The 22,210-nt window shown below is 52.5% G+C and carries 23 protein-coding genes; all 23 read right to left on the bottom strand.

Going from position 1 to position 22,210, the window contains the following annotated elements:
- Positions 1-40: 40 nt before the first annotated feature.
- The 23 genes from S2091_RS07415 to S2091_RS07305 all read right to left on the bottom strand — a co-directional run bounded on the left by S2091_RS07415 (position 41) and on the right by S2091_RS07305 (position 22,177).
- The gene (locus S2091_RS07415) at positions 41-466 is read right to left on the bottom strand and encodes a hypothetical protein (RefSeq protein ID WP_105531159.1); all 426 of its coding nucleotides are present in this window, start codon (positions 464-466) and stop codon (positions 41-43) included.
- A complete protein-coding gene (locus S2091_RS07410; RefSeq protein ID WP_105531158.1) occupies positions 463-1,185 on the bottom strand; it encodes a hypothetical protein in 723 nt (240 codons plus the stop codon). Before S2091_RS07410 ends, S2091_RS07415 begins: the two co-directional genes overlap by 4 nt.
- Complete coding sequence (locus S2091_RS07405) at positions 1,157-1,759, bottom strand: hypothetical protein (protein WP_105531157.1); 603 nt, start codon at positions 1,757-1,759, stop codon at positions 1,157-1,159. The genes S2091_RS07410 and S2091_RS07405 overlap by 29 nt, the downstream gene beginning before the upstream one ends.
- Positions 1,743-2,483, bottom strand: a complete 741-nt coding sequence (locus S2091_RS07400) for an EscJ/YscJ/HrcJ family type III secretion inner membrane ring protein (protein ID WP_105531156.1) — start codon at positions 2,481-2,483, stop codon at positions 1,743-1,745. The genes S2091_RS07405 and S2091_RS07400 overlap by 17 nt, the downstream gene beginning before the upstream one ends.
- Entirely contained in the window at positions 2,480-2,779 is a 300-nt protein-coding gene (gene sctI / locus S2091_RS07395; protein ID WP_105531155.1) for a type III secretion system inner rod subunit SctI, read from the bottom strand. Before sctI ends, S2091_RS07400 begins: the two co-directional genes overlap by 4 nt.
- A gap of 31 nt (positions 2,780-2,810) precedes the next feature.
- A complete protein-coding gene (gene sctF / locus S2091_RS07390; RefSeq protein ID WP_279337481.1) occupies positions 2,811-3,074 on the bottom strand; it encodes a type III secretion system needle filament subunit SctF in 264 nt (87 codons plus the stop codon).
- An 11-nt stretch (positions 3,075-3,085) separates the two neighbouring features.
- Entirely contained in the window at positions 3,086-4,285 is a 1,200-nt protein-coding gene (locus tag S2091_RS07385; RefSeq protein ID WP_105531154.1) for a PrgH/EprH family type III secretion apparatus protein, read from the bottom strand.
- Positions 4,286-4,597: 312 nt separating this feature from the next.
- Positions 4,598-7,954, bottom strand: a complete 3,357-nt coding sequence (locus S2091_RS07380; protein ID WP_105531153.1) for a hybrid sensor histidine kinase/response regulator — start codon at positions 7,952-7,954, stop codon at positions 4,598-4,600.
- Positions 7,955-8,141: 187 nt separating this feature from the next.
- Positions 8,142-8,429, bottom strand: coding sequence for an acyl carrier protein (locus S2091_RS07375; RefSeq protein ID WP_105531152.1), 288 nt, complete (start codon positions 8,427-8,429; stop codon positions 8,142-8,144).
- Positions 8,426-10,243 (bottom strand): hypothetical protein, encoded by a 1,818-nt coding sequence (locus S2091_RS07370; protein ID WP_105531151.1) that lies wholly within the window; start codon positions 10,241-10,243, stop codon positions 8,426-8,428. Before S2091_RS07370 ends, S2091_RS07375 begins: the two co-directional genes overlap by 4 nt.
- 22 nt (positions 10,244-10,265) lie before the next feature.
- Entirely contained in the window at positions 10,266-11,378 is a 1,113-nt protein-coding gene (locus S2091_RS07365) for an IpaD/SipD/SspD family type III secretion system needle tip protein (protein ID WP_165794943.1), read from the bottom strand.
- Positions 11,379-11,392: 14 nt separating this feature from the next.
- On the bottom strand, positions 11,393-12,541 hold the full coding sequence (locus S2091_RS07360; protein WP_105531149.1) for an IpaC/SipC family type III secretion system effector: 1,149 nt from the start codon (positions 12,539-12,541) through the stop codon (positions 11,393-11,395).
- A gap of 37 nt (positions 12,542-12,578) precedes the next feature.
- Positions 12,579-14,372: a type III secretion system translocon subunit SseC family protein gene (gene sctE, locus S2091_RS07355; RefSeq protein WP_105531148.1), complete on the bottom strand. Its 1,794-nt coding sequence runs from the start codon at positions 14,370-14,372 to the stop codon at positions 12,579-12,581.
- Between the two features lie 22 nt (positions 14,373-14,394).
- Entirely contained in the window at positions 14,395-14,958 is a 564-nt protein-coding gene (gene sicA / locus S2091_RS07350) for a type III secretion system translocator chaperone SicA (protein WP_279337476.1), read from the bottom strand.
- Between the two features lie 20 nt (positions 14,959-14,978).
- Positions 14,979-16,073, bottom strand: a complete 1,095-nt coding sequence (locus S2091_RS07345) for an EscU/YscU/HrcU family type III secretion system export apparatus switch protein (RefSeq protein ID WP_105531147.1) — start codon at positions 16,071-16,073, stop codon at positions 14,979-14,981.
- A gap of 2 nt (positions 16,074-16,075) precedes the next feature.
- Entirely contained in the window at positions 16,076-16,846 is a 771-nt protein-coding gene (gene sctT / locus S2091_RS07340; RefSeq protein ID WP_105531146.1) for a type III secretion system export apparatus subunit SctT, read from the bottom strand.
- Positions 16,847-16,863: 17 nt separating this feature from the next.
- On the bottom strand, positions 16,864-17,118 hold the full coding sequence (locus tag S2091_RS07335) for an EscS/YscS/HrcS family type III secretion system export apparatus protein (protein WP_105531145.1): 255 nt from the start codon (positions 17,116-17,118) through the stop codon (positions 16,864-16,866).
- Between the two features lie 5 nt (positions 17,119-17,123).
- On the bottom strand, positions 17,124-17,795 hold the full coding sequence (locus S2091_RS07330) for an EscR/YscR/HrcR family type III secretion system export apparatus protein (protein ID WP_279337503.1): 672 nt from the start codon (positions 17,793-17,795) through the stop codon (positions 17,124-17,126).
- Positions 17,785-18,765 (bottom strand): type III secretion system cytoplasmic ring protein SctQ, encoded by a 981-nt coding sequence (sctQ, locus tag S2091_RS07325; RefSeq protein ID WP_165794942.1) that lies wholly within the window; start codon positions 18,763-18,765, stop codon positions 17,785-17,787. The genes S2091_RS07330 and sctQ overlap by 11 nt, the downstream gene beginning before the upstream one ends.
- On the bottom strand, positions 18,762-20,048 hold the full coding sequence (locus S2091_RS07320; protein WP_105531142.1) for a SpaN/EivJ family type III secretion system needle length determinant: 1,287 nt from the start codon (positions 20,046-20,048) through the stop codon (positions 18,762-18,764). The genes sctQ and S2091_RS07320 overlap by 4 nt, the downstream gene beginning before the upstream one ends.
- Positions 20,036-20,518: a hypothetical protein gene (locus S2091_RS07315; RefSeq protein ID WP_165794941.1), complete on the bottom strand. Its 483-nt coding sequence runs from the start codon at positions 20,516-20,518 to the stop codon at positions 20,036-20,038. Before S2091_RS07315 ends, S2091_RS07320 begins: the two co-directional genes overlap by 13 nt.
- Positions 20,475-21,773 carry a type III secretion system ATPase SctN gene (gene sctN, locus S2091_RS07310; protein WP_105531140.1) on the bottom strand — a complete coding sequence of 433 codons (1,299 nt, stop codon included), beginning with the start codon at positions 21,771-21,773 and terminating at the stop codon, positions 20,475-20,477. Before sctN ends, S2091_RS07315 begins: the two co-directional genes overlap by 44 nt.
- Positions 21,770-22,177, bottom strand: coding sequence for an InvB/SpaK family type III secretion system chaperone (locus tag S2091_RS07305; RefSeq protein ID WP_105531139.1), 408 nt, complete (start codon positions 22,175-22,177; stop codon positions 21,770-21,772). The genes sctN and S2091_RS07305 overlap by 4 nt, the downstream gene beginning before the upstream one ends.
- Between the last annotated feature and the right edge of the window lie 33 nt (positions 22,178-22,210).

Here is a 22,210-nt window from a genome sequence, read left to right as displayed (position 1 = left end):
CTAAGAATAATAGTTTATCAAAAAATTATATTATTTAACGTTACCAAGGCTCCGGCTCTTCAGGCCGCTCCGTCATCTTTCTAATAAAACTGTTCAGTATTCCATTGGAAACCACCGCAAAACCAAGACCTTTATAAAGTGCCGAATAAATCGGCGAATCGGCGCCGCCGTCCTCTTTGAATCGGGCCATCACCTGCCCCAACGCGGCGGTATGGGTCGGAATACTCTTGTATGGCATACTCCCGTCAGCAGCAACAAACTTGCGCAGATAGTCGATAATCTGTTCACTGCGAATATCCGGATTCGCCTCCCAACACTTTTTCAGTTGCTCATATAACTGGTCGATGTTGTCGTCCTTTTCCTTGCCATCCGTGTCATTTACGAGGAGCTGATCCAAGCTGGTCAGCACTGCATCATCCCTACCTGCCTGCGAGCTCAGATAACTTTCCGCGAGCTGATGAATCATGCGTGAACCTCCGAAAATATCCGTTCCACCTGATCTCCAGATGCACGATCCGACTCCGAAGACGAACTGAATAACATGGCAAGACGTTGTCGGCATTGGTCGGATAATTCACTACTGGCGGCATGTATCGACGATAGGTTTCTCATGGCGCGCACCCCGGCGCGGGCAATGAAATCATCCGGTGCAAACTCTGCTACATGATCACCAAGGCGCAACAGGAAACGCGCATCATTCTGATATTCGATATTAACTTGTCCGTGCACGTGCTTCTGCAGACGCTCTATTAAATCCTGATGGCGTGCGCGCATGCTGTCCGGTAATAGTAAGTCCAGTCCATGGACGGCACTTAGATCCTGTTCACTCAGACATTCCTCGAAGGCTGCCATCACAACATCCGAATTGCTAACGCTGCGCTCCAACAGCGTGCCGACTTGTTGTTGCAGTTGAACTTGCAATTGCACAGCAAGAGCCGCATGTCCGGCAAGATAGCCAGCCAATGCGTCTGCCGCCAGCAATATGCCGGCAGCGTACCCTTCCGACTTCGCTTCGCGATACGATCGCGCGGCTTCGTCGTCTGCCTGCATCACTAGCGACCTGGCGCGTCGTCGTGCTTCTGCGACTAGCGCCGACGCCTTGATATTGTTTCGTAAATAGGCACTACGCACCAAGACCCCTTCATCGGGAACAACGTTACACAAGGTTTGGATGATTTTTGGCATATTGGATCGCTTGTAATATAAGGAATAATTCGGAAGCCCGAGGCGGCTTCCGGGCACTTTCAAAGTGCCCATCCAACTCAGGCGGAAACATCAACCGCATGCGCTCGAGCAACGCCGACGGTGCTTTCATTTGCCAATCCAGAATGCACGAAACACCTGCGCCTTGCACCTGATGCAATACGTCTGCCGAACCGCACCGAGCCGGCAATGCGCTCATTTCCGACGTAACACCAATAGCCTGTCGTATCGGCAAACTCATAAAGAAGAGCACCGGTGCAGGCAACGTCAGCAACCTACCTCGCCACGCCAGATCCTGCCTCATCAACTGCGCCCCAATCAGAGTGCATATATAGGGCAAATCTCGCCAATGACGTAGAAGTTGTTGCTGCGCCATTTCTATCCGATTCGACATCTCCGCCAAATCGCCGAGCAACATCCGATTGACAATAGCGCGCTGGCGCGGTGTGTCTAGACTGACAGGCAATCGCAACCGGCGGGGATGAACATAGCTCAACGGATCAAATATAATCTGCGCCAGCCATGCCTCCCCTTTTACGTTAATTCGTTTTTTCATCGCGCATAATCTTCAATCTAGCCTTGCCCTTGTCCCCGTATTTATGCCACAACCACATCAATGCGGCGATTGCAGCGACCAGTACAGCCAATACACCCGCCAGCATGCCGCCGTCGGATTTCTCCAGCTTTCTGGGCGTCTCGTGCTGCAACGCCGTTCGACGCGACAGGACAACTGAAATATTGTCGTATCCCACTTCCGTAAAGCTGTTCTTCAGGAAGCGCTTGATATCATTGATCAAAGCTGGCACATCGACGTCGCCTTCATAGCTTGCAAGCGCCGACAGATGCACCGGTCTTACCGTGCGCCCACCTTCGCCAGCGTCCAGATCGTAACTTACATGCACCCGCGCCGACACCACGCCGGCTATCGTGTAAAGCGACTGCTCCAGACGTTGCTCGATACCGGAATACAACCGCGCCTTCTCAGCTCGCGGCGAAGCCACCAGGCTATCAACAGGAAACATGTCGGCAATTTGCACCGCCTTACGCGACGGCAGATCATACGATTTGAGAATGTCGACCGCCGCAGCAAAATCCACCTTGTCGACATCGACGCTATAACCGGTTTTTCCGTTATCCCTTTTCCCTGATTCAATATTATTCCGATGCAGCACAGCAACTACTTCGTTGGCCTGCCCCTGGTCCAGCCCCTTCAGCAGGCTTTCCTGCTTACAGCCGACCAGAGTTAGACACAACAGCCCCATGATCGCAAGCTTGTTCATGCCCGCAACAAGGTTTCTGCCGCAGCAACTCCCTTGCGCGTCAACGCACTAATGACTTCCACATGCTGCTTATATTCCCCCAGGTGCACCTGTAGTTCGAACAGTCCACCGGGCGTCGACAAGTATTTGGCGTCATTGGCCATCCCCATAATGTTGGCATACTCGGCCTGCGTCGCTACCGAGGTCGATGCAAAGGCATCGCGTAAACGGTCATCGAGCGACAAGGGTGTTATTTGTTGCGGCGTGATATTGACCGCCGCGAGACCGCCACTTTCACCAACACCGGAAATTGCCATATTATTCACAACGACTACTCCTTCAAAAGAATTAACGGAAGTTGGCGACAATCGTCGCGTCCATATCCTTAAATGCCTTCACCGTGGAAGACTGCGCATTGCGCAGAATACTAATTTCCGAAATAAGTGCTTGATATTCAGCCAGCTTGGTCGGATCAGAACTACCACCCGCGGCGAGCTCCTTGCGTAGCGCCTCTTCGCGATCGAACAATTCTTTCCCGCCCTCTTCAAATGCTTGAGCTGTTTTCACCATCAAACCACTACCCGGATAAGGTGCTGTTGTTGCCATATTCATTTACTCCTATGTTAAAAAGATTGTGGAAAAAACCAATGTTGCTGCGTCATTTTGACGTAACCCGATCCGCCGTACTTGAACGACTTCCCTTTCAGCCAGTCGTCCTTGAGTGCGACAGAAAAATAGATATAACGCATCCCGAATTCCCGATAATAATTACCAATAAAGTCCTGCAGATGCACCAACTGAATGTCGGTCAGGCTACTCTGCACAACATAGGTCACACTGCTTGCATTACTAATACGATCATAGTTAATTCCCAAGCGATCCAGACCTGCCTGGGCTCGTTCGTCGAGCATGGCATCGGACCAATTAACCACGTCGATGCTTTTCGCGTAAGGCATCCATGACATCATGTTAGCCATAAGCTCCCGACTCATCTGACTGCTAATCTGCGCACGCTCCTGACTCAACACCAACACGGGCTTAGCCGGATCGAGCAGCCTCATGCGATAAAAAGCAAGCACCGGATAGCTTTCAACCAACAGCTTACCAAGGCGCGCTTCCTCGTCAGGCAAGGTCACTACACGCGCCGCGCTGATCAGACCTTCGCGACTCAACGCTTGCTTAGCCCATGACACATCTCGTTCATTCTTCGCAAAAACATAAACAGCACCATCGCGCCCACTAACCAGACGATACGCATCACTGGAACCGGCGACGACGGACGCCACTTCAGCAACACGCTTGTCTTCATTGAGCACCGTCCACAACACCAGCACCAAACCCAACACCACAACTAATGCAGCCGCACCGATCAGCACACTAACGCCCCAAGATCGCCTCTGCGGTAACGAAACAACCTCAGTCAGCGGCAACAAGGGCTCAACAATGCCGGGCTCCCAATCGACATCCATCGGACGCACAGCGAAACGGAGCGATCCCATCTGGCAAATTTCCTGATAGACACACCCCCACTCTTCAAGCTGCGGCTCCAGGGTGCGCAAACGAAAACCGCTACGCGCATTGTCATCGATGATGATCTCAAAATTGCGACCGCCTTCTAACGGTACAACGATGGCGCGCTCCGGAAATTCGGGCATGCCGGATAACTCTTTCCCATCCACCACGCCCAACAGCGTACCGACAGCACCGGCAACGACCAGTGTTACCCCATCATTCAACTGATATTCGCAGCCGCACAACGGTCCACTCAAAAGCCGTAGAACAGCCTTAACCTGCGGACTTTCTACTTCAAAATGCAATGACATATAAACTTCTCTGATAACTTTCTCTACTGCCCACTCATTACCTGTTTATCCGCAACTACCCTCTACTCCGGCAGCGCCGCATGAACCACAATAAAACCGCCGCGGACGCCATCCAACATGGGATAGCGCGACGCGTGCTAACCTAAAATAGTATGCAGAAATTGCTTAACATCGGAAATAGGACTAGAACTAAAAATGGTAACTGCTTATTAGGATTGAGCCCAAACATAGGTTTGGCAGGAAATCAATCACGTCCAGTACTTACGCACAAAACATCCCTGCGACTAGATGGAAATCAAATGAGAATAGAGATTAATCGCAAGTTTTCTCGAGATGCGAGATCACTTGCCGTACGAGTGCCTGCAGTGCGTCCAGGCGTAGCTGGAAATTGGCTGGCACGACTATTTTGCAATCCCGTTCCAGTTCGTTGCAAAGGTTGACTACTTGCGCTTGCTGCTGCATGGCGAACGCTCCCTTGATGGCATGCAACTGCTCCAGAACTACATCGTGCATTTGTTGGGCGCAGGCAGCGCGCATGTGTTCCATCGAAGCCTCGCTGCTATCGCGCAATGCCTGCACCAGATGACTGGAAAGTGTCTGGTTTTGCTGCTCAGGTATGGGTCTGGCGGACAACGTTCGCGATGCAGCAAGTTGACGACGTATGACACAGTCAATTTCCAGCAGCGACATCGGCTTGAGCAACACATCGTCTATGCCGGCACCGTAACAACGCTGCCGATCATCCGATGACGCCTGTGCGGTGATCGCGACAATAGGCAATTTGCCACCCTGCGCACGTAGCATCCGCGCCAGCATGTAGCCGTCCACGTCTTTCATGGACAGATCGGTGAGGACGATATCGTAGTCACCGCCGCTATATAACTGCAAAGCCTCACCCGCATCAGCGGCCAGGCTAACGTCGTAACCTAACAAGTGCAACTGGGCACCGATCAGCTCGCGATTAACCAGGTGGTCTTCCACCACGAGCACGCGTACCATCCCCTGCTGCACCGGCACGGCGGCGCTGAGCGATATCAGGCGCGTCAACTCTTCATTACTACCAGCCGTACTGGAGTTCTGCGCCAACAACAACGCGCGTTGCAAGCCCTCGAGTGAATAGCAGGAAACCAGGACGCGATTGCCTTGCACCACAGGCAGACGAGGACCATCCTCCCGTGCATCGATGATGCGTGTGCCGCGAACCATCGCGGACTCCTCACTGGCAACGCTCCATGACCGCGGCGTACAGAACAGCAGCAGAGGTGCGCCGCTCTTACTCCATTCGCCAGGATGTTGCAGTAGCCTAACCGTCAACCCCCACGCTTGCAATTGCGGGAACAGTTGCACCTGCCATTCCGATGACTCACAGAGTACGCCGATTTCGCTGAACGACATCGCGATCTGCTGCGACGTTTTTTCAGCCATACGCAACGGCAGTGTGACGGCAAACACCGTGCCCTGACCTGACTCACTTTCTATCTCGATCTCGCCATTCATCAGTTGCGTCAGGCGCCGACACAAAGCCAGGCCGAGACCGGAGCCACCATACTGGCGTGCGATGGAAGCATTACCTTGCTCGAACGGCTGGAACAACTGCTGGCGTTGCGTTACCGAAATGCCAGGCCCGGTATCGGCGACACGCAAGACTAGCAAGGTCACGTTTTCGCTGTGCGGTGACACGACATCTAGCGAGATACTGACCTTGCCGCGCTCGGTAAATTTGATGGCGTTGCTGAGCAGGTTGACCACAATTTGCCGCACGCGGGTCGGGTCGCCAAGATGGCAGCGCGGCAATTGAGGTGCCACGCGGTAGTACAAATTCAACCCTTTATCCTCCGCGATCGGAACAAAAATCAACATGGCCTGCTCCACCAGATCAATCAGATCGAAATCGATATTTTCCAACTGCATCTGCCCCGACTCGATTTTTGAAAAATCGAGTACATCATTGGTGAGGTCCAGCATGGTGTGAGAGGAATGCGTGATGGTTTGCAAGCGATCTTGCTGAAGTTCCGTCAGCGGCGTATGGAGTAACAGTTCCAAGTTGCCTAGTATGCCGTTAAGCGGTGTCCGAATTTCATGGCTCATCGTCGCCAGAAAGACTGACTTGGCCTGGTTGGCAGACTCCGCCGCCAAGCGCGCTTCACGCAGGCTACTTTCCAATTGCTTACGTTCGGTAATGTCGGAAAAACTGCAAAGTAGAAAATTTTCTCTAAGATAGCGAGTGCGCACGATATTGACCAATAAATACCGGGGCTCGTTATCACAGTTGGTTACCGTCAAATCATGCTTCGAAACCGGACCTGCCATGGGTTGCGCAGGAGCGCCTATCCCTATCCCGGTCTCGCGCCAGAGAGACAGAAATCGTTTGGACAAAGGCATATCCGCACCATCATATTGCTTCATGATCTCGTTTTGCAGCAATACCTTGCCACTACCCTCGGCGATCAGGCACAAGCCGTTGGGCGCTGTCGCAATGATAGTGCGATTGAGTTTTTCACTATCGAAAACGCGCTGCGAACGCAACAGCAGCGGATTCAGGACTCTCTTAAGATAAAAGCCGATCAGCGTCCACAACAAGCCGAGCAGCAACAGCGTACCGGCGGCGTAGATCTTAATAAAATTGCCGCGTGCCGTAAAGATGGTGCGCCAGGAAACAGCGTACGCAAACACCCAGCCGGTATCAGAAAGCGGCTCGCTGATCGTGAATATACCGTCGTGATACACATAGCCGGACGAGTCGAGCTTTTCCTTCCAAGCACCCGAATCCAGCACCCTAGTGGTCAATGTTGGGTCGATAATATCATGGTCCCAACTGCTCAAAATCAAGTCGCCTTTGCGGCCGATGATCATGAAGTTGCCGCCATAACTGGATTTCTTCAGCCACTGGTACAAGACGTCGAAAGAAATGCTGCTAACGAAAATGGCGAACGGCCGTCCCCCATCAAAGCCCGGCACCGCCACTTGCAGTACAGTTTCTCCACTCAGCGGATCAGGCATGGGCCGCTGCCAGAAGACCCGGCGGCTGTCGCGCACTGCCGCCAGATAGACGGGGTCGTTGAGATCCCCGATATCAGGTGCGAGTCGGTCGATCAGGTCGGGCACATCGCTGGACGGGATATTATTTAACTGCTTAAGTGTGCTCGATGGCGATGCGATGGCGATGAAGGTGTGAGCCGGATCGAAAAAATAACCAGCGAACGACTCGCCGCGCTCAAGGGCACCGGCAGTCGCAGAATAGGCCTGGATGCGACTAAACTCAAGAAAGCGTGCATAACGCTGCGGCGGATTATCCAGCGTCACCGCCCCAAGCAACAATTGCGGTACGATGTGCGGATTGTCATGCATGAGCAGATGTCCATGCCGGAAATCGTCCACACGACGTTCCGATCCAATCTCACTCCAAACCAATTCCGAATAAATAACTCCGCGCCGCATGGCGGACTGTTTTTTTTCGATCTCCTGTGTAACCAGCGCCTTATTGGCGACATACATCGCACGGCCTTCGGCGATATAGTCCTGAATATCCATCCATAACGCCAGGCAGGCGCTCACAATCAGCGCCGTGGACAGCAAAGCACCGCCGCACAGCAGCAGCGTGCGTTGATAACGACGCAGGAGCTTGATTTCACATGATTTTTGGGTAGTACTATTAACTTTAACTGCCATCGTTTTTTAAGCGTCACTACACCAACACCGCCGACTACAAACCACTACACCGACGCTTTCGCGCGCAAAAATACTCCTATTTCTTATTAATAAAACAGAGCCTGTACCTCACTTGGGAGGCACAGGCTCTGAGATCCATTCAGTTTTCATTTTAACCCAGCCAGCATGTTTCAGTCAGCCGGGCATGTCAATCGCCGTACCGAAGTCGCTCCACCAGATCGCAGGCGCTGCCGACCATCAGCATGTCGGGCAGAGATTCCGTATCGATGTTGATGTCGAACATGTCGTTCAAGTTATGCGCCACCTGCAACAAATCCAGCGAATCGGCACCGAGGTCTTCAACCAGCAATTCCTCGTCGCCCGGCATATCATCGGTCATGAAATATTCAGCAAGATAACGACGAACCTGGTCACGCAGATCCGTCACCAGGATGCCTGCACCCGTGTTTTGCGATGTGTATAACGAATTCTTCATGCCTTATTCACTGACCTCTGATAAGCCCCGTCCACTCTTAAATCCCACGACGAACCATTGAAACTGGAGCCTCCGTCGTAATCGGATCGCCAATTTTTTCCTTTCTCGTCCATGTATTTATGGGAAGGATCGGGAACCGCTTTTAGGATCGGCCAGCTTGTTGTGCTGAGACGATTATTTCCGGTAAGCACAGAACTAACATGCACAGAAGACGGCTGCTGCACACCAATATTTTGCTTATCATACAACTCAATCTTTTGTTTGAACGAAAGTTCACTCGGCGGCTGCTGCTGAAAATGATCTGCTTCATCATTAATGTTTGAGTTGCTATGAATATGAAAACGTTGTCCATTGTTACTGAGATCCGACTCCACAATCACCTGTTGACCTTCATCACTATTCATCTGTTCAACCCGCTGTAGTACCGGTGATGATGGCGCCGGCCTTTCAAGCTTTTTGAACCGTTGCGGCTGCGGCGTGTCCGAAGAATCCAAACGGCTCAATGACGGCACTACTATAGATGTCGTGAACGATGTATTGATAGGCGATGTCGGCACACTGACACGACCGCCTTCCTCTTTATCGCCGGTGGCATACGGGCCGGTATCGTCACCTTTATTAATCTGGGGCTGGTGCGTCCACGTATCGGCATTGCCCTCAACGCCGTCGATGGCATCGGGACTAATCACACTTGGATTTTTAGAAGTTTGCAAACGTTGTCCATTGTCGCTACCCCCAGATTCCACAATCACCTGTTCCCCTCCATTATTATTGGCGGGGATGGGACCATTGTTGAAGATGGGAGCGTTGTTGATGACGGGACTGACAATAATTGACGGGGGCTGATTATTGGCCATGGGCTGACTTGCTGGTTGATGCCCTAACGGTGACTGCGGTGACGTTTGCTTCACCTGATCGGGAGCCAGTGAGGTAGCTCGCATGAGTTCAGACCAGTGGTGGGCCAAACGAAATTCGTTGGCTCGTGTGTGTAATCTGGCAGAACTGCTGCTGGCACCATCGACAGTCGCGCGGATCGTCTTGAGCGCACGCTCGATGGACGCTGCAGCTGGACGCGAAATCAAGCCACGGGCTTCATTGATCCCCGCCCACTTTTTTAAAAGTTGGGGGCCAAAGCATGATTCGATGAACGTTCTAATTGCCGGCATCACCTCGCCCCCCATCACTCTCTCAAATATATTTCCCTGAGATGGATCACCCAGTTTGGTGAATACATCTTTGCTCAATGCCTCCACCTTTTCGTAGCAGTTACCTTGTTTCCATGCGCTGAAGCCCGATTCATCGCCAAGCCTGTACTTGTCATTCACGATCAATGCGCAAAGCTCTTTTTGCTTGCTAACGCAGTAATCTGCATTACCGTCGTGGTGACTCAGCTCCGATAAAGCAATTGCTATGTTAGCGACGCCGATTTTTGCCGCGTAACTTCCATTTTTATAGATACTTTCAACGTTGGAATCATGCTTAAAGACGGCTTCCAGGGCTTTAGACTCTGCAATATCGATTGTTCGCAATCCGCCTAGGTTGCTGTCTGCACTCGACGAATCAGGCGACCAGTTTTTCAGGAGGTCCTCAAACACATCTTTATGCACTCCTCGTGCCAGATCATCAATTACCTGCTGGTTCTCGTCATATAGCCCCTCTCGAGGGCAAAGTTCTACCGAAGGAGAAAATACATTGTTGCTACTGCTAACGCCTTGCACCTCACTACCGAAGCCATATGAGGATGAAGCCCCCCCTGGTGAAGGTGATAAATAATTGGCTTGACCAGTTCCAGGCAGAGGATTAATGGTACCCATGATTCAACTCCTTATTCAATAATCAAAATTGTAAAAACTGTCGCAACATATCCGCCATCGACTGGATGATCGAACTAATGGTCTTATGGAAGCTCTCAAAACGACTATAGTTATTGCTGTACTTCTGGCCTCGCTCCTGCAAAGCCTCTTCTAACCGGCTCACTTGCGAATCGAAACCGGCTTTCCATGCATTGTATTTAACAAGCGTTATCGCGTATTTCGGCCCATTGCCTGGCAGAGTTTTGATCAAGTCTTTGATCCCACTTAACATCGCCTTGACCTGGCTTAAGTCAGCTATGACGCGGTAATTTCCCGTAATTGGATCGAATACGCGACAAGCTTCTGGATCGAGACCAAGCTTTTTGCAGAGCGCACCGGCTTCTTGCAACGACAGCCCTTTGGCGATGGGGTTCCTCTCATACTCATTTATCAACGCCTCCAACTCCTTTACCAGCGCACCAAAATCCACCTTCAAATTAGAGGCGTCAGTGGCACTGACCCACTGTGCCAATTTAGATAAAATGTTGGTCATGGCTCGATAGAGATCAGTGTATTTAGCGAGCGCGGCGGCGTAATCGGCGAGGTCCCCCTTCTCCGACTTGCCAATCATGTCCGCCAGCTGCTTCCAGATGTCGCCGAGGCCACCGCGCGCCGTATTGCCGGATTGCGACGATGGCGGCATGCTACGCGCAGCATATGGGGCATCCGTCGGTGCATCCTCCGCATTTTCCGAGCGCCCCGAGGCACCTGCATTGCCAAAGGTCGCACTCAGAAGATTCAAAAGACTTTCACCAGCAGCGCTCATCTTTGAAGCGTTGAGTTTTTCACTAATTTCTGCGCTATCAAGTGCCTCGCTCAGCGCAGCCAACTTATTGCCGCTCATATTCCCAGGGACAAGCGCCTGCTTTTGCACCTGCTCTATTTGCGTATATTCCTGGTGCTGTTCGTTTCGCAGCTCAAGGAGGTCAGCCATTGCACGCTGGATCTTTTCCAAGGAGACCTTAGACACATGCGGCTCGTTTTCAACCGCGACCGCAGCAGGTTCCTGCTCACTATGTCTAACCTTATCCACTGCCGCCCCATCCAGCGCCGACATCATCACCGGCGGCCGTTGTTGTAGTGTGATTGGCATCATATAATTTCCACCCATTAAGCTTTGATGCTTTGCGAGACAGCATTCAACGTGTTGACGTTTGCTTTTGACAAACTGTTAATCAGCGCAAACATCTTAGCTAGCAAACCATTCGTTTGTTCCGAGATCTCATCGTCACTATGTTGCATTGTCGTTGCCGCATTACCGCCCGCAGTGACAATCGTAGCAGTACTAGTTTTGCTCGCCGCATCAACTCCCGCACCAGCCTGCGCAACATTCGCCAGCGGCATCGCGTAACTGGAAATAAGATGGCCGCCCTGCTGCTGCAACGCAAACTGCTGGGTATTGGTATCCATCACCATTTGTTTCGAATCGATCAGCGCGTTCGTTCTTTCCAAAGGCTGACTCAGAACTGCTCGCTCGCTGCTGGTCAGACCAGGTAGATTTTCCTGAACGTGGAGCTCTTTCCCTTGCGCGTCAAGCTTCCGAACTTTATCCTGCGCAGACTGACCATTCGAAGGTGAAGTCGGGCGATTAATCGCATTGGAAAGCGTGTTATTCTTTTGTCGCAAATCCAAAGTATCGCGACGATTGGTTTTAATGTTCTTCACCTGATTTCCTGTGGCCTTAGCGCTCACACCAAAACCGACGCCTCCGGTAGCCACACCGATCACCATGCCTGAAAGTGATCCAGCCAAGTTGGCACTGGCTGCGGCGATATTATTAGCACCAGCAATCTGCACCTGCTTAAACGCAATCTCGCCAAACTTCGCTGCGCTATTTTTGCGCGCCGTATTAGCTTGACCTAGTAGCGTTATCAGCATAAACAACAGCTCCAGCAAGTGATCAAAGCTGTTGCCATTACGCGCCTCTTTCTCGACATCCGGCAGTTTGCTTTTAAGGGCATCGACAACTTTAGAATCTCCAGCAACCGCTGCGCTGTGCGCCATATCCGTGAGGTTAGAGATAACGCGGCCTTTACGCTCCGGCGACATCGCCACCAGGGCATTGCTCAAGTCATTTCGAATCCGCGCGTTATCGGAGTCACCGTCCTCATCAAACCTCACCAACGCTAACGGAAACGGGTCACTCTTCTTATTCCCAATACCGGCATTAGCTACATCGTTCGCGCCCAATAGACCGCTTACTTTTACGCCACCCTGTAACGGGAACGATACTTGATTATTAATAGCTACAGTTGTCATTTTTCATCCTTTAAAGTATGTAGTGTTTCTTATAAATTCAGGCGGCACGCCCGCCTCTGATAGCCCGTATCACGGCGACGGCGACACTGGTACTCTGGCCGATTGCTTCGCTAATGAAAGCAAACGGCTCCCCCCAAGAAGAGGATGATTTTATGAGCCGAGCCACTAGATCATCAGTCGCTTTTCGACCCTGTTCTTGTAGGAACATTACTCTATCCATACTAACGACACTCTCTTCGACCTCCTTATTGGCAACCTGCGCCCCAACATCGAGTCCACTGGTAATGACTGTCTTACCGAAGTTGACCCCAGCCGCCACGCGTCCTAAGTTAGATGCATAGATCTGCTTGCTGGCAACATCCGTAGAGAGGCCCAAGCGTTGACTGACAGCATCGAACATTTTTGATGTAGTGCCCGACATCTTCTTCGTCATCTGCGCAATCGATTTCTTCAGCATCTGAGGGACCAGCTTGGCAATGGTCTTTTCCATCACCTTGGTCAGCACCTTGCTCACCTGTTTTGCTGCGGAGGACGCCACTTTTGCGATCGCACTACCAGCTCCAGTGACCGCTAGTGCAACCACTGCCGCCGCGATGACAACCGAGACCACAATCATGGCCGCCATCTTCGCCGTCTGCGCATCAACACCAAGTCCTACAAGCATGTCGCTCACTATATTCATCACATATTGCAGAATCGGCTCGAGCACTTTCATGAGCGGCTTGAACGCCTCCTCCATGAAGGAATTACCGGTTACGCCTTTATAAATTTCATCCGCCATCATGAGCGCCAGACCGATGCCAGCCAGCGCCAGACTGGCACCACCGGTAAAGATCGCGCCGACTAGAGACACCGCAGTAACAATTGCGCCGAGGATCTTGCCAACGCAACCCATCGCTTTATTCAACGCTTCCGCTTTGGCCATTTCCTTTTCGGCCTTCTCAGCGTCCTTGTTTAACTGCGTGATGCGAGCGTCTTCCTGAACCTTTAACAATTCGCGCTGCACCGCAAAAAGCGTCTCGCCGACCTCAAGCATCAGCTCCCCAAGTTGCGTCATCAAGGCCAACATGCGCGCAATATTACTTACATCTTTCTCCACCACTGTTCGCGGCAAATCAACGCCAGCCTGCCCTGCTCGAACAAACAAGTCATCCGCAATTTTTTGCAATTCAGCCACACCACTCTGCATTGCTCGCACCTCACCCTGCACACGAGCCAGGTCGGACTTCACTATCGCCAACGCACTACTCAACGTATCGCGCGCGCTCATTGCTGCCTCATATTCCGGTGTATCAGGATCCAGCTCAGCAAGCGCCGCCTCAGCATCAGCGAGCTGCCGCTCAAGCGCCTTCGCTTTGTCACTCAGGCCGGCCAACTGATCTTTCAGCGCCGCAAGCTGCTCAACCATCTCAGAGACGGCGTTCAGAGCAGATTCGTAATCCTCGACCAACTTAGCATTGCCAGCATCGCGCGCCTCGCCCTGCACTGCAGCCGAATAGGCATTAAAAGCCAGCTTGCTCAACTTAGCCCCCTCCAACAGAACCAACATCGATGCCAACATCTTCCCTGCATCACGGGTACCAGCGGTCGCTTCCGCACCAGTCTGTCTTGGCGGCGCCAACTGCGGGCGCATGGCATTGCTTTGACGCCGCTTTCTAGAGACCTGATCTTCTTCGAGCTCATCAGTAATCAATTCCGCCAACTCATCCGCCAATCTTTCCGCTTCCTTAAGAATAGATGGCGACATCGTAGTCACATCCCTGGCTTTCTCAACCATGGAAGGATCACGTAGAAAATTTTCAACCCGCCTATTTACAATTACCGCACTCATTTCAATTTTCCTTTGATTTATCTTACTTCGAGCCTGAAGTACGGCTTCGCTGCAACGCAGTTAGATAGGCTTGCGCTTTCGCTTTCAACGCATCGTCGTCCGACTGCTCAACCACCACCTTGAAACATTGCTTCGCCTTTCCCGATTTACCCATCGCCAATTGACATTGACCGGAATACAGCATTGGCCGGTAGTCGGCATCTCCCTGGGCAAAAGCAATCGCGTAAATATCAGCGGCTTTCTGATACATTTCTTTGAGCTGGTAGACTGCCGCCAATCCCATCAGAAAATCTACACAGTAAAAATCGTAGATACACAGAAAACGAAAAAACTTCTCCGCCTCATCAAGCCTGCCCTGGTTATAAAAGTCATAGGCCAAGCTATACAATCCGTCCATCTGCTCATCGGAAATCCCGTGAATTTCTTTGAGCGTGACTCCCTGATTGACCGCATCGAGGATGACTTCCAGATCCTGCTCTGCGGTTTCTTCATCTTGATGACTCATGCCACATATTCCTTTCGCGTCATCAACTGATAACGCCAGTATCAAATAAACACCTTGCAGGCGCATTAAAAAAACGAACATACATTCTCTTTAAAATATAATCAGAGACTATCTTTTGCTGCGTCGTTATTATCGTTTTCGGGATTTGTATCCACATCGATCTCAATGCCGGCAATCTCGACCTGCTGTAGCCATAACAGAAGGCGTACGACAGGTTGGATTTCTTCCATGCTAACCATGGCATACCGTCGATGGGTACGATACAGGCGACGCGCCAGGCCAATGTCAACGATCACCGGTACACCGACCTTTTCAGCATAGTTCCGCACTGCCAGCGCACGCTGGTTGCTCTCGCGTATCGAAATGAACGGAATCGGCGACAGCTCGGGTTTGAAATAGATACCGATCGCTACGTGTGTTGGATTGGCAATCACCATCCGTGAATTCTCAATGTCGTGTTTTTCCTGCTCCGACAGCATTTCCATATGGACTTGCTTACGTTTGCTCTTCATCAGCGGGTCGCCTTCAAGCTCCTTGTATTCGCGCTTAACTTCCTGCTTCTCCATACGCAATTCCTTAAGGTAAAGAAACAATTCCGCCAGCGCGTCCAACACCAGCACCGCCGCGATGCAGCCAAGGCAGATCAACACCAGACTGATGATCAGTTTTCCCCAGATGCCGATAATTTCAGGAATCGACGCATGCACCTGAGAAAAAATCAGTTTGCGCTGCGACCACCACATCAGCATAAATGCAGCACTAAAACAGCACAGGTACAGCACGGCCTTAACGAACTCCTTTACGGTACGCAGGTTGAAAATTTTTTTGAAACCCTTAATCGGATTGAGCGCGCCGAAGTTAATCTTGAACGCTTCGCTGGCTAGCGAAAATCCGCTTTGCAGCAAGGATGGAAATGCCGTGGCGACAATACTCAACAAGATAATCGGCCCCACCACCTTCAACGCAAGCAGCAAGATATCCGCCGCATAGCGATGCAAGTCCAGCGTGAATCCGCTACGCACCGCACCGACAAAAGCGGCGCCGATCTCCGCCAACGTACCCAGCCAAACCACCAGTAACACACCACTAAACATCAGGCAGGCCACCACCAGGTCGCGCGCCTTGAAAGATTGCCCGCGTTTGGCGGCATCGCGACGTTTCTTCGGCGTGGCTTTTTCGGTTTTGCTTTCCGACATGGTTAACGCCCCTCAAACCATAACGGCAAATAATTCGCCATGCCGCTTTGGCGCATAATTTCATCAGGAAACAAGGGACCAAAGTAGATCAGCAACACCAACATCGCCACCAGACTCTTCACCGTCAGTGAAATCGAAAACGCATTAAGCTGCGGAGCAAATCGCGACAACAGTCCAAGCACGAACTCCGATAACAGCATGGCGGCAATGACCGGGCTGGCGATCACAATCATTCGCGTGGACATGTTGGTCAGCAACGAAAGCAGCGGCGCGCTAGAGAATGTGCAGCCCTGCAAGGGGTCACACAAGCGATAGCTGTCACTGACAGCCTCTACAAACAGCATTAATCCGCCGCCCTGGAGATACACAGCTGCTGCAAACATATTGAAAAAGTTGGACAACTCTGACGTATCCACACCATTGGCTGGATCGATCGTGCTACTCAATGTTGCGCCGCGTTGGTTGTCGATGAAATTTCCCACCGCGTGGAACACCCAAAACGGCCAGGCCAGCAAACAACCCAAGATGACACCGATGAGCAGTTCCTGTCCAATAGCCGCAACATAGATGTTTGTATCGATCGTTGCCATGGTCGCCAACGGCACCGGCCAGAATCCCATGGCTACAATCGCGATCACGGCGTTGCGCGTGGCGCCGCTCAACACACTAGAATTAAAAAACGGCAGCATAAAAAATACCGGTGCCAACCGGGTAAAACCCAGCGCAGCGCCAAGCAACCAAGTGTTAACGTCGAAAAATAGGGAGGTATTCATGGGCACATAGGTAACACTCACCCCAAGGCTAAACGCATGACTTCACGACCGAAATTAAGTAGTACTTCTCCATACCATCCCGACAGCATGAATAAGCAAAAACTTACCGCCAGCAACTTGATACCGAACGGCAGCGTCTGCTCCTGCAATTGCGTCACGGTCTGAAACAAACCCACCAGCAAGCCAACCACAGTGGCGACGATAACCGGCCACAGCACCAGCTTTAACACCAGATACAACGTCTTGTTACCGGCATAAACGATATCATCCATGGCGGCTACCCTCCGCTTCCGAGATCAATGTATTGCAGGATCAAACCCTGGCTCAGCAACGACCAGCCATCCATCGCTACGAACAGAATCAGCTTGATCGGCACGGAAATCACCACCGGGCTCATCATCATCATACCCAGCGCAAGCAGGATGCTGGAAATCACCAGATCAATCACCACGAACGGCAGGTACAGGTAAAAACCGATCTTGAAAGCACTCTTAATTTCGCTTAGGGCGTAGGCCGGTAACAGTGAGAAGATGGAAACCTGATCCTCGCCCTCCAAATGCGGCGTGTTCTTTTCTGCCAGACGCGCGGCCTGGATTTTCTCAAAAAATGCCGTCAGTTCCGGATCACTGTATTTTTGCAAGTAGCCGCGGTACGAATCAAGGCCGTTATCGACAAATGACTCAACCGAAGCCAGGCTGGAAAAATTGACCGGATTTTCGCTCTGGTAGTCATAAATTTTTTGCGACACCGGCAACATCACAAACACTGACATCATCAACGCCACCGCATTAAGAACCAGGTTGGACGGTACCTGCTGCAACCCCATCGCATTGCGCACCATGACGAACACGATAGAAAATTTCAGATAGCAAGTGCCGGCCGCCAACAGGAACGGCAGCAACGTCGCCAGGGCCAACAGCCCGATCAGGGAAATGTCATTAGACACGATGCGCCTCAGCGAGAGATGTGCCGACCGCGATGTCATGCAATTCGATACCCAAACGGCCATTCAGTTCGACCAACTCTCCCGTGGCCAGACGCATGCCATTAACCGTGATCTCCACCTGTTGTTCCGCTTGTGGATCCAATGACAGGACTTGCCCACGATACAAAGCGTCCAGCTGGGCCACCGTCATGGTGCGGCGTTGCAGGATGAAATCGAGGCGCAACGGAATGTCGCCCATGGTGATAGCAACAGTCGGCGCGGTGTGCGCCTCTACATGGTCTTGCGTTGTAGCTTCTTTTAGTTCGTTCATCGTTGTGGCTTGCACGGAAATTTCTCCATCTTCGTTAATTGAAAAGCGCCCTATAACCCTACCGGCGCTGGTCAGTTCAAATGCCTCGCATCCGATCAGCAATACGTCGCCACGCCGTAAGTCGGCAACCAGCCGACGGCTGGCGCTACTACTGCCTAAATGCCAGGCCAGCAAAAGCGGCAGCGCCTGCATGGACGCAGAAACTGCACCCACAACGGGTGCGATCGGCTGTGGAAATTCGCTTAACCAGACACGGCCTTGCGGCGTGAGGATCGATAACAGACATAGTTTGGATTGCGCCAGGGATTGCTCGGGGTTATGCTCGATTTGCAGCATGTCATAGCCGAGCTCAGGCAAAGGCATGTCAACAGGATGTGCGCTAGCCGCGAACAAATGTCGCACATGCTCGGTGCTGGCGTCCGCGGCACAGGCTAAACTGGCCAGTTCGGGCGCCGTGTTTGCCAGCCACTCGGCCAGATCGACGTAACCGCGCCAGCAGCGATCTTTACGGTATGCCTGCACGGCATACACTGAAGGGCCGTTCGGCAACGGCGCGTAAGCTAGCCGTCCGATCAACGCAGCATCACGTCGCGGCCAAAGCGCCAGCGCAGCACGAGCATGGCACTCGGCATCGACTACATGGCGTAGGGAAGGATATTTCACGATTCATCCTCTTCCTGCTCACGATACTGATGTCGGGCGTCCTGCTGTTGTCGCCGTTCATCGCCGTGATCCTGGAAGACCCACTGATCGCTGCTCCCAGGCATGTCGCCATGCGCGTTCAAGCGTTGTTCGACCAGCGCGCTGGTCGGTTGCAAGGTCAATGACGAAAGCAACTGAGGGCTCGATCCCAGTGTCGACAAAATCGTCACGGCATGTTCTTTCCCCCATGAACGGAATTTGTAAACCCAGCTATTCTGGACAACGCGATCGGACGTTCCCATACGCCCCGGATGCACCGTCGGAGATTCCTGACGTACCGTTGCCGGCGTTGTAAGGACACTGCTTTGACGACCCTTCTGTTGAACTTCAATCGGCGATGGCCTGCCCTGCAATTGCCCGTCATCAGCAGAAAAAACCGTCGCCGCTTTACGGCGAGCCTCGGCTGTGCGAGGGGTTTCTTCGGCACGCGGATACTCCGATGACTTCGTCAGTGTCCGGTCGGTGAGATCGTCTAAAACTCGACCTACAATGTCAGCCACCACCTCGGCTGTTACTCCACCGGTGTACGATACGACCTGCGTCAAATTACCGGATGACGGCGGCGTCTTGGAATCCGGCAAGGCTTCGGTCGGCGACTCCTGACGTGCCGTTGCCGGCGTTGTAAGGGCACTGCCTTGACGACTCTGCTGTTGGACTACAATCGGTGACGACCTGCTCTGCAATTCCCCGTCATCAGCAACCGTCCCTTTATGGCCCGTGTCGGCTGTGCGAGGGAATTCTTCGGCACGCAGATACGTTGGCAACTTCTTCATCGGCTGGTCGCTAAGATGGTCTAATACGCCACCGACTATGGCAGTCGCAACCTCGGCTGTTACCCCACCAGTTTGCGATACGATCTGTTTCAACTGACCGGGTGACGGCGACGCCTTTGAATCCGATAAGACGAAAGCACCTTTGGTTAGAACGTTCAACGCCTGCGGCTGACTGTGCAATGACCAATCCAGCAAGGCTTCTCTCGCTTCAGGACGCGTGTCGGTAGCGTACCGGCCCGGGCTTGCTCCGACTTCCGGTCTTGCAGGTGCAACACCAACATTTTCCTGCAATCCTAATGGCGGCAATATTTCCTGAAACGGCCACAGAAACGGATCAACGCTTTCGACCTGTTCGCTGTCGTGGTGATCGTGCTTACTCTTCTGCGTCAACCGATCCTGTAAGTTCAACACGTCTTGTTCCGGTATAGCGCAAGCACCAGACAGCGCATTTCCACTCCTTATTTCGACCATGACACACGCTCCTCTATTTCACATTCTTCAATTTCAAGTTGGCGCAATCGCACTTTCTTTCGCTCACCATCAAGCAAAGTTCGATAGCGTTCCCGCCGTTGCTCCAGACGCAGGCAATGCGCATGTTGCTCACTGACCTGGTACGTGCATTCATTACAAAGTTCTTGCTGCCGACGCAGTTCCAGTCGCAGTGCCTGACTACGTCGCCGGTCCGCTGCGCTCTTACGCAACCAGTCGAACAACTGCTGGCGACCAAGTGCTGCGCCATCTAGACCCACCGCGTGCGCCAACTGTTCCTGCACGCCGATTTCGCCTTGAAGGCGGTCGCACTCCTGTTCCATCGCCGCCAAGCGCTGACGCACATGCGTCAGACGACGCTCGCCCACTTGCAGGCGCTGCTGACTGTGGTGCAACAACGCTTGGTATTTACGCAGCAAGAGCAACCATCTGCGCCACGATCGCGCCAGCATCGCAAGCGCTATTACGCGACTGCTGCATCCACTCCATCAAAGCGTCCTTCTGCTGTAGCAAACCATCATTCAAATCGCTTTCCCCGGGACGGTATTCGCCAAGATCGAGCATCAGTTGCAACTCATCCAGGCGACTCAGCTTTTCGCGGATGCGGCCAGCCGCCTGCAACTGCTCTGGCGAACAGACCCGACTGGCCACACGGCTCAGGCTGCGTAACACATCGACCGCCGGGTAATGATTCTTCGCCGCCAATGTGCGGCTGAGATAAATATGACCGTCCAGGATGGAACGAATCTCTTCGGCGATCGGATCGACTTCGTCGTCGCTCTCCAGCAACACCGTGTAAAACGCGGTAATACTGCCGCAGTCTGTTACTCCGGGTCGCTCCAGCAGTCGCGGCAAAGCCTCGAATACGGACGCCGGATATCCGCGCCGTGCCGGTGCTTCGCCAGCAGCAAGTGCCACGTCACGCAAAGCGCGCGCATAGCGTGTAAGCGAATCCTGAATCAGCACAACCTTACAACCGTGATCGCGGTAATACTCGGCGACCGTAGTGGCAAGCAATGCAGCATTGCAACGATCAATCGACGAAGCGTCCGATGTTGCATGCACCACCACACTGCGTTGGCGTTGAGGAGATTTCTTCATCTCCTCGACGAATTCAGTTACTTCGCGACCGCGCTCGCCGATCAGTCCGACCACATATACGTCGGCCGAGGCATGCTCCATTAGCATCGTGACGAAGCTGGTTTTTCCTGTTCCTGCGGAGGCAAAAATACCTAAACGTTGACCGACACCGCAAGTCGTCAGCGCATCCATCACGCGAATGCCACTATGAAAAACTTCACTGATCGGCATGCGTCGATCAAACGACGGCGGTGGCGCATCCAACGCACACCAGCGTTGAGGATGTATTACCGGTAACGCCGGTGCTAGCCGTGCAATGTGTACCCCGTTGGAATCGAGCACTGCGCCTAACATGCTGTCATCGATGCATATCCTCAACGCGCCCCCGGTCGGCACCAGCACAGATTCTCGCGACAACCCGCGTGGATTGCCCAGTAGGCTCAATACAGCCATGTCGCGACGAAAACCCACTACCTGGGCGCGTGCAACCACGTCTTCGTCGCGCCAGTGGCGACGCACGTCGCAAACTTCCCCTACTGCAACATCACGCAGCGGCGCTTCGATAATCGGACCGGACAAATAGTGTGGATGCACCAACTGTCTCAACAGTCTCAATGGCTGCGTCATTGGCGAATAATCTCCAGCAAACGCGTCTGACTTTCAAAAAAAGCATTGAGTGCCTCGGACATGGCAGCGACGTCGTCAAGGCACTCGCTGGCCACATCGGCATATACCTGCAACTGCCCATCACTTTCACGTAACACCAACTGCTGGTTACGACTATAAGGAAAGCCGCTCATAAGTTCGTGAAGCAACGCGTCAGAGTTACGCCTTAGGATGCCGTCATAGAATTCACATAAATCGCTCCAAATCACTACCTGTTCACCCATGCGCCCGACATACAGGGCCGGAGCATCGATGAGATCGATCTGAATGGTCGCGTGATGATCCAGTTGCCGGATCAGAGACGGCTCACAACCTGAACGCACGAGCGCTCGTTTAACGAGTTCACCGAGATCGTGTTGATGCATAGTTATTCCTTGAAATAATGAGGCTAAATAAGG

This window comes from Solimicrobium silvestre (genome assembly GCF_002976435.1).
Lineage (GTDB): Bacteria > Pseudomonadota > Gammaproteobacteria > Burkholderiales > Burkholderiaceae_D > Solimicrobium > Solimicrobium silvestre.
The sequence above is the reverse complement of the archived record's forward strand: the minus strand, read 5'-3'. Positions and strand labels throughout refer to the sequence as shown.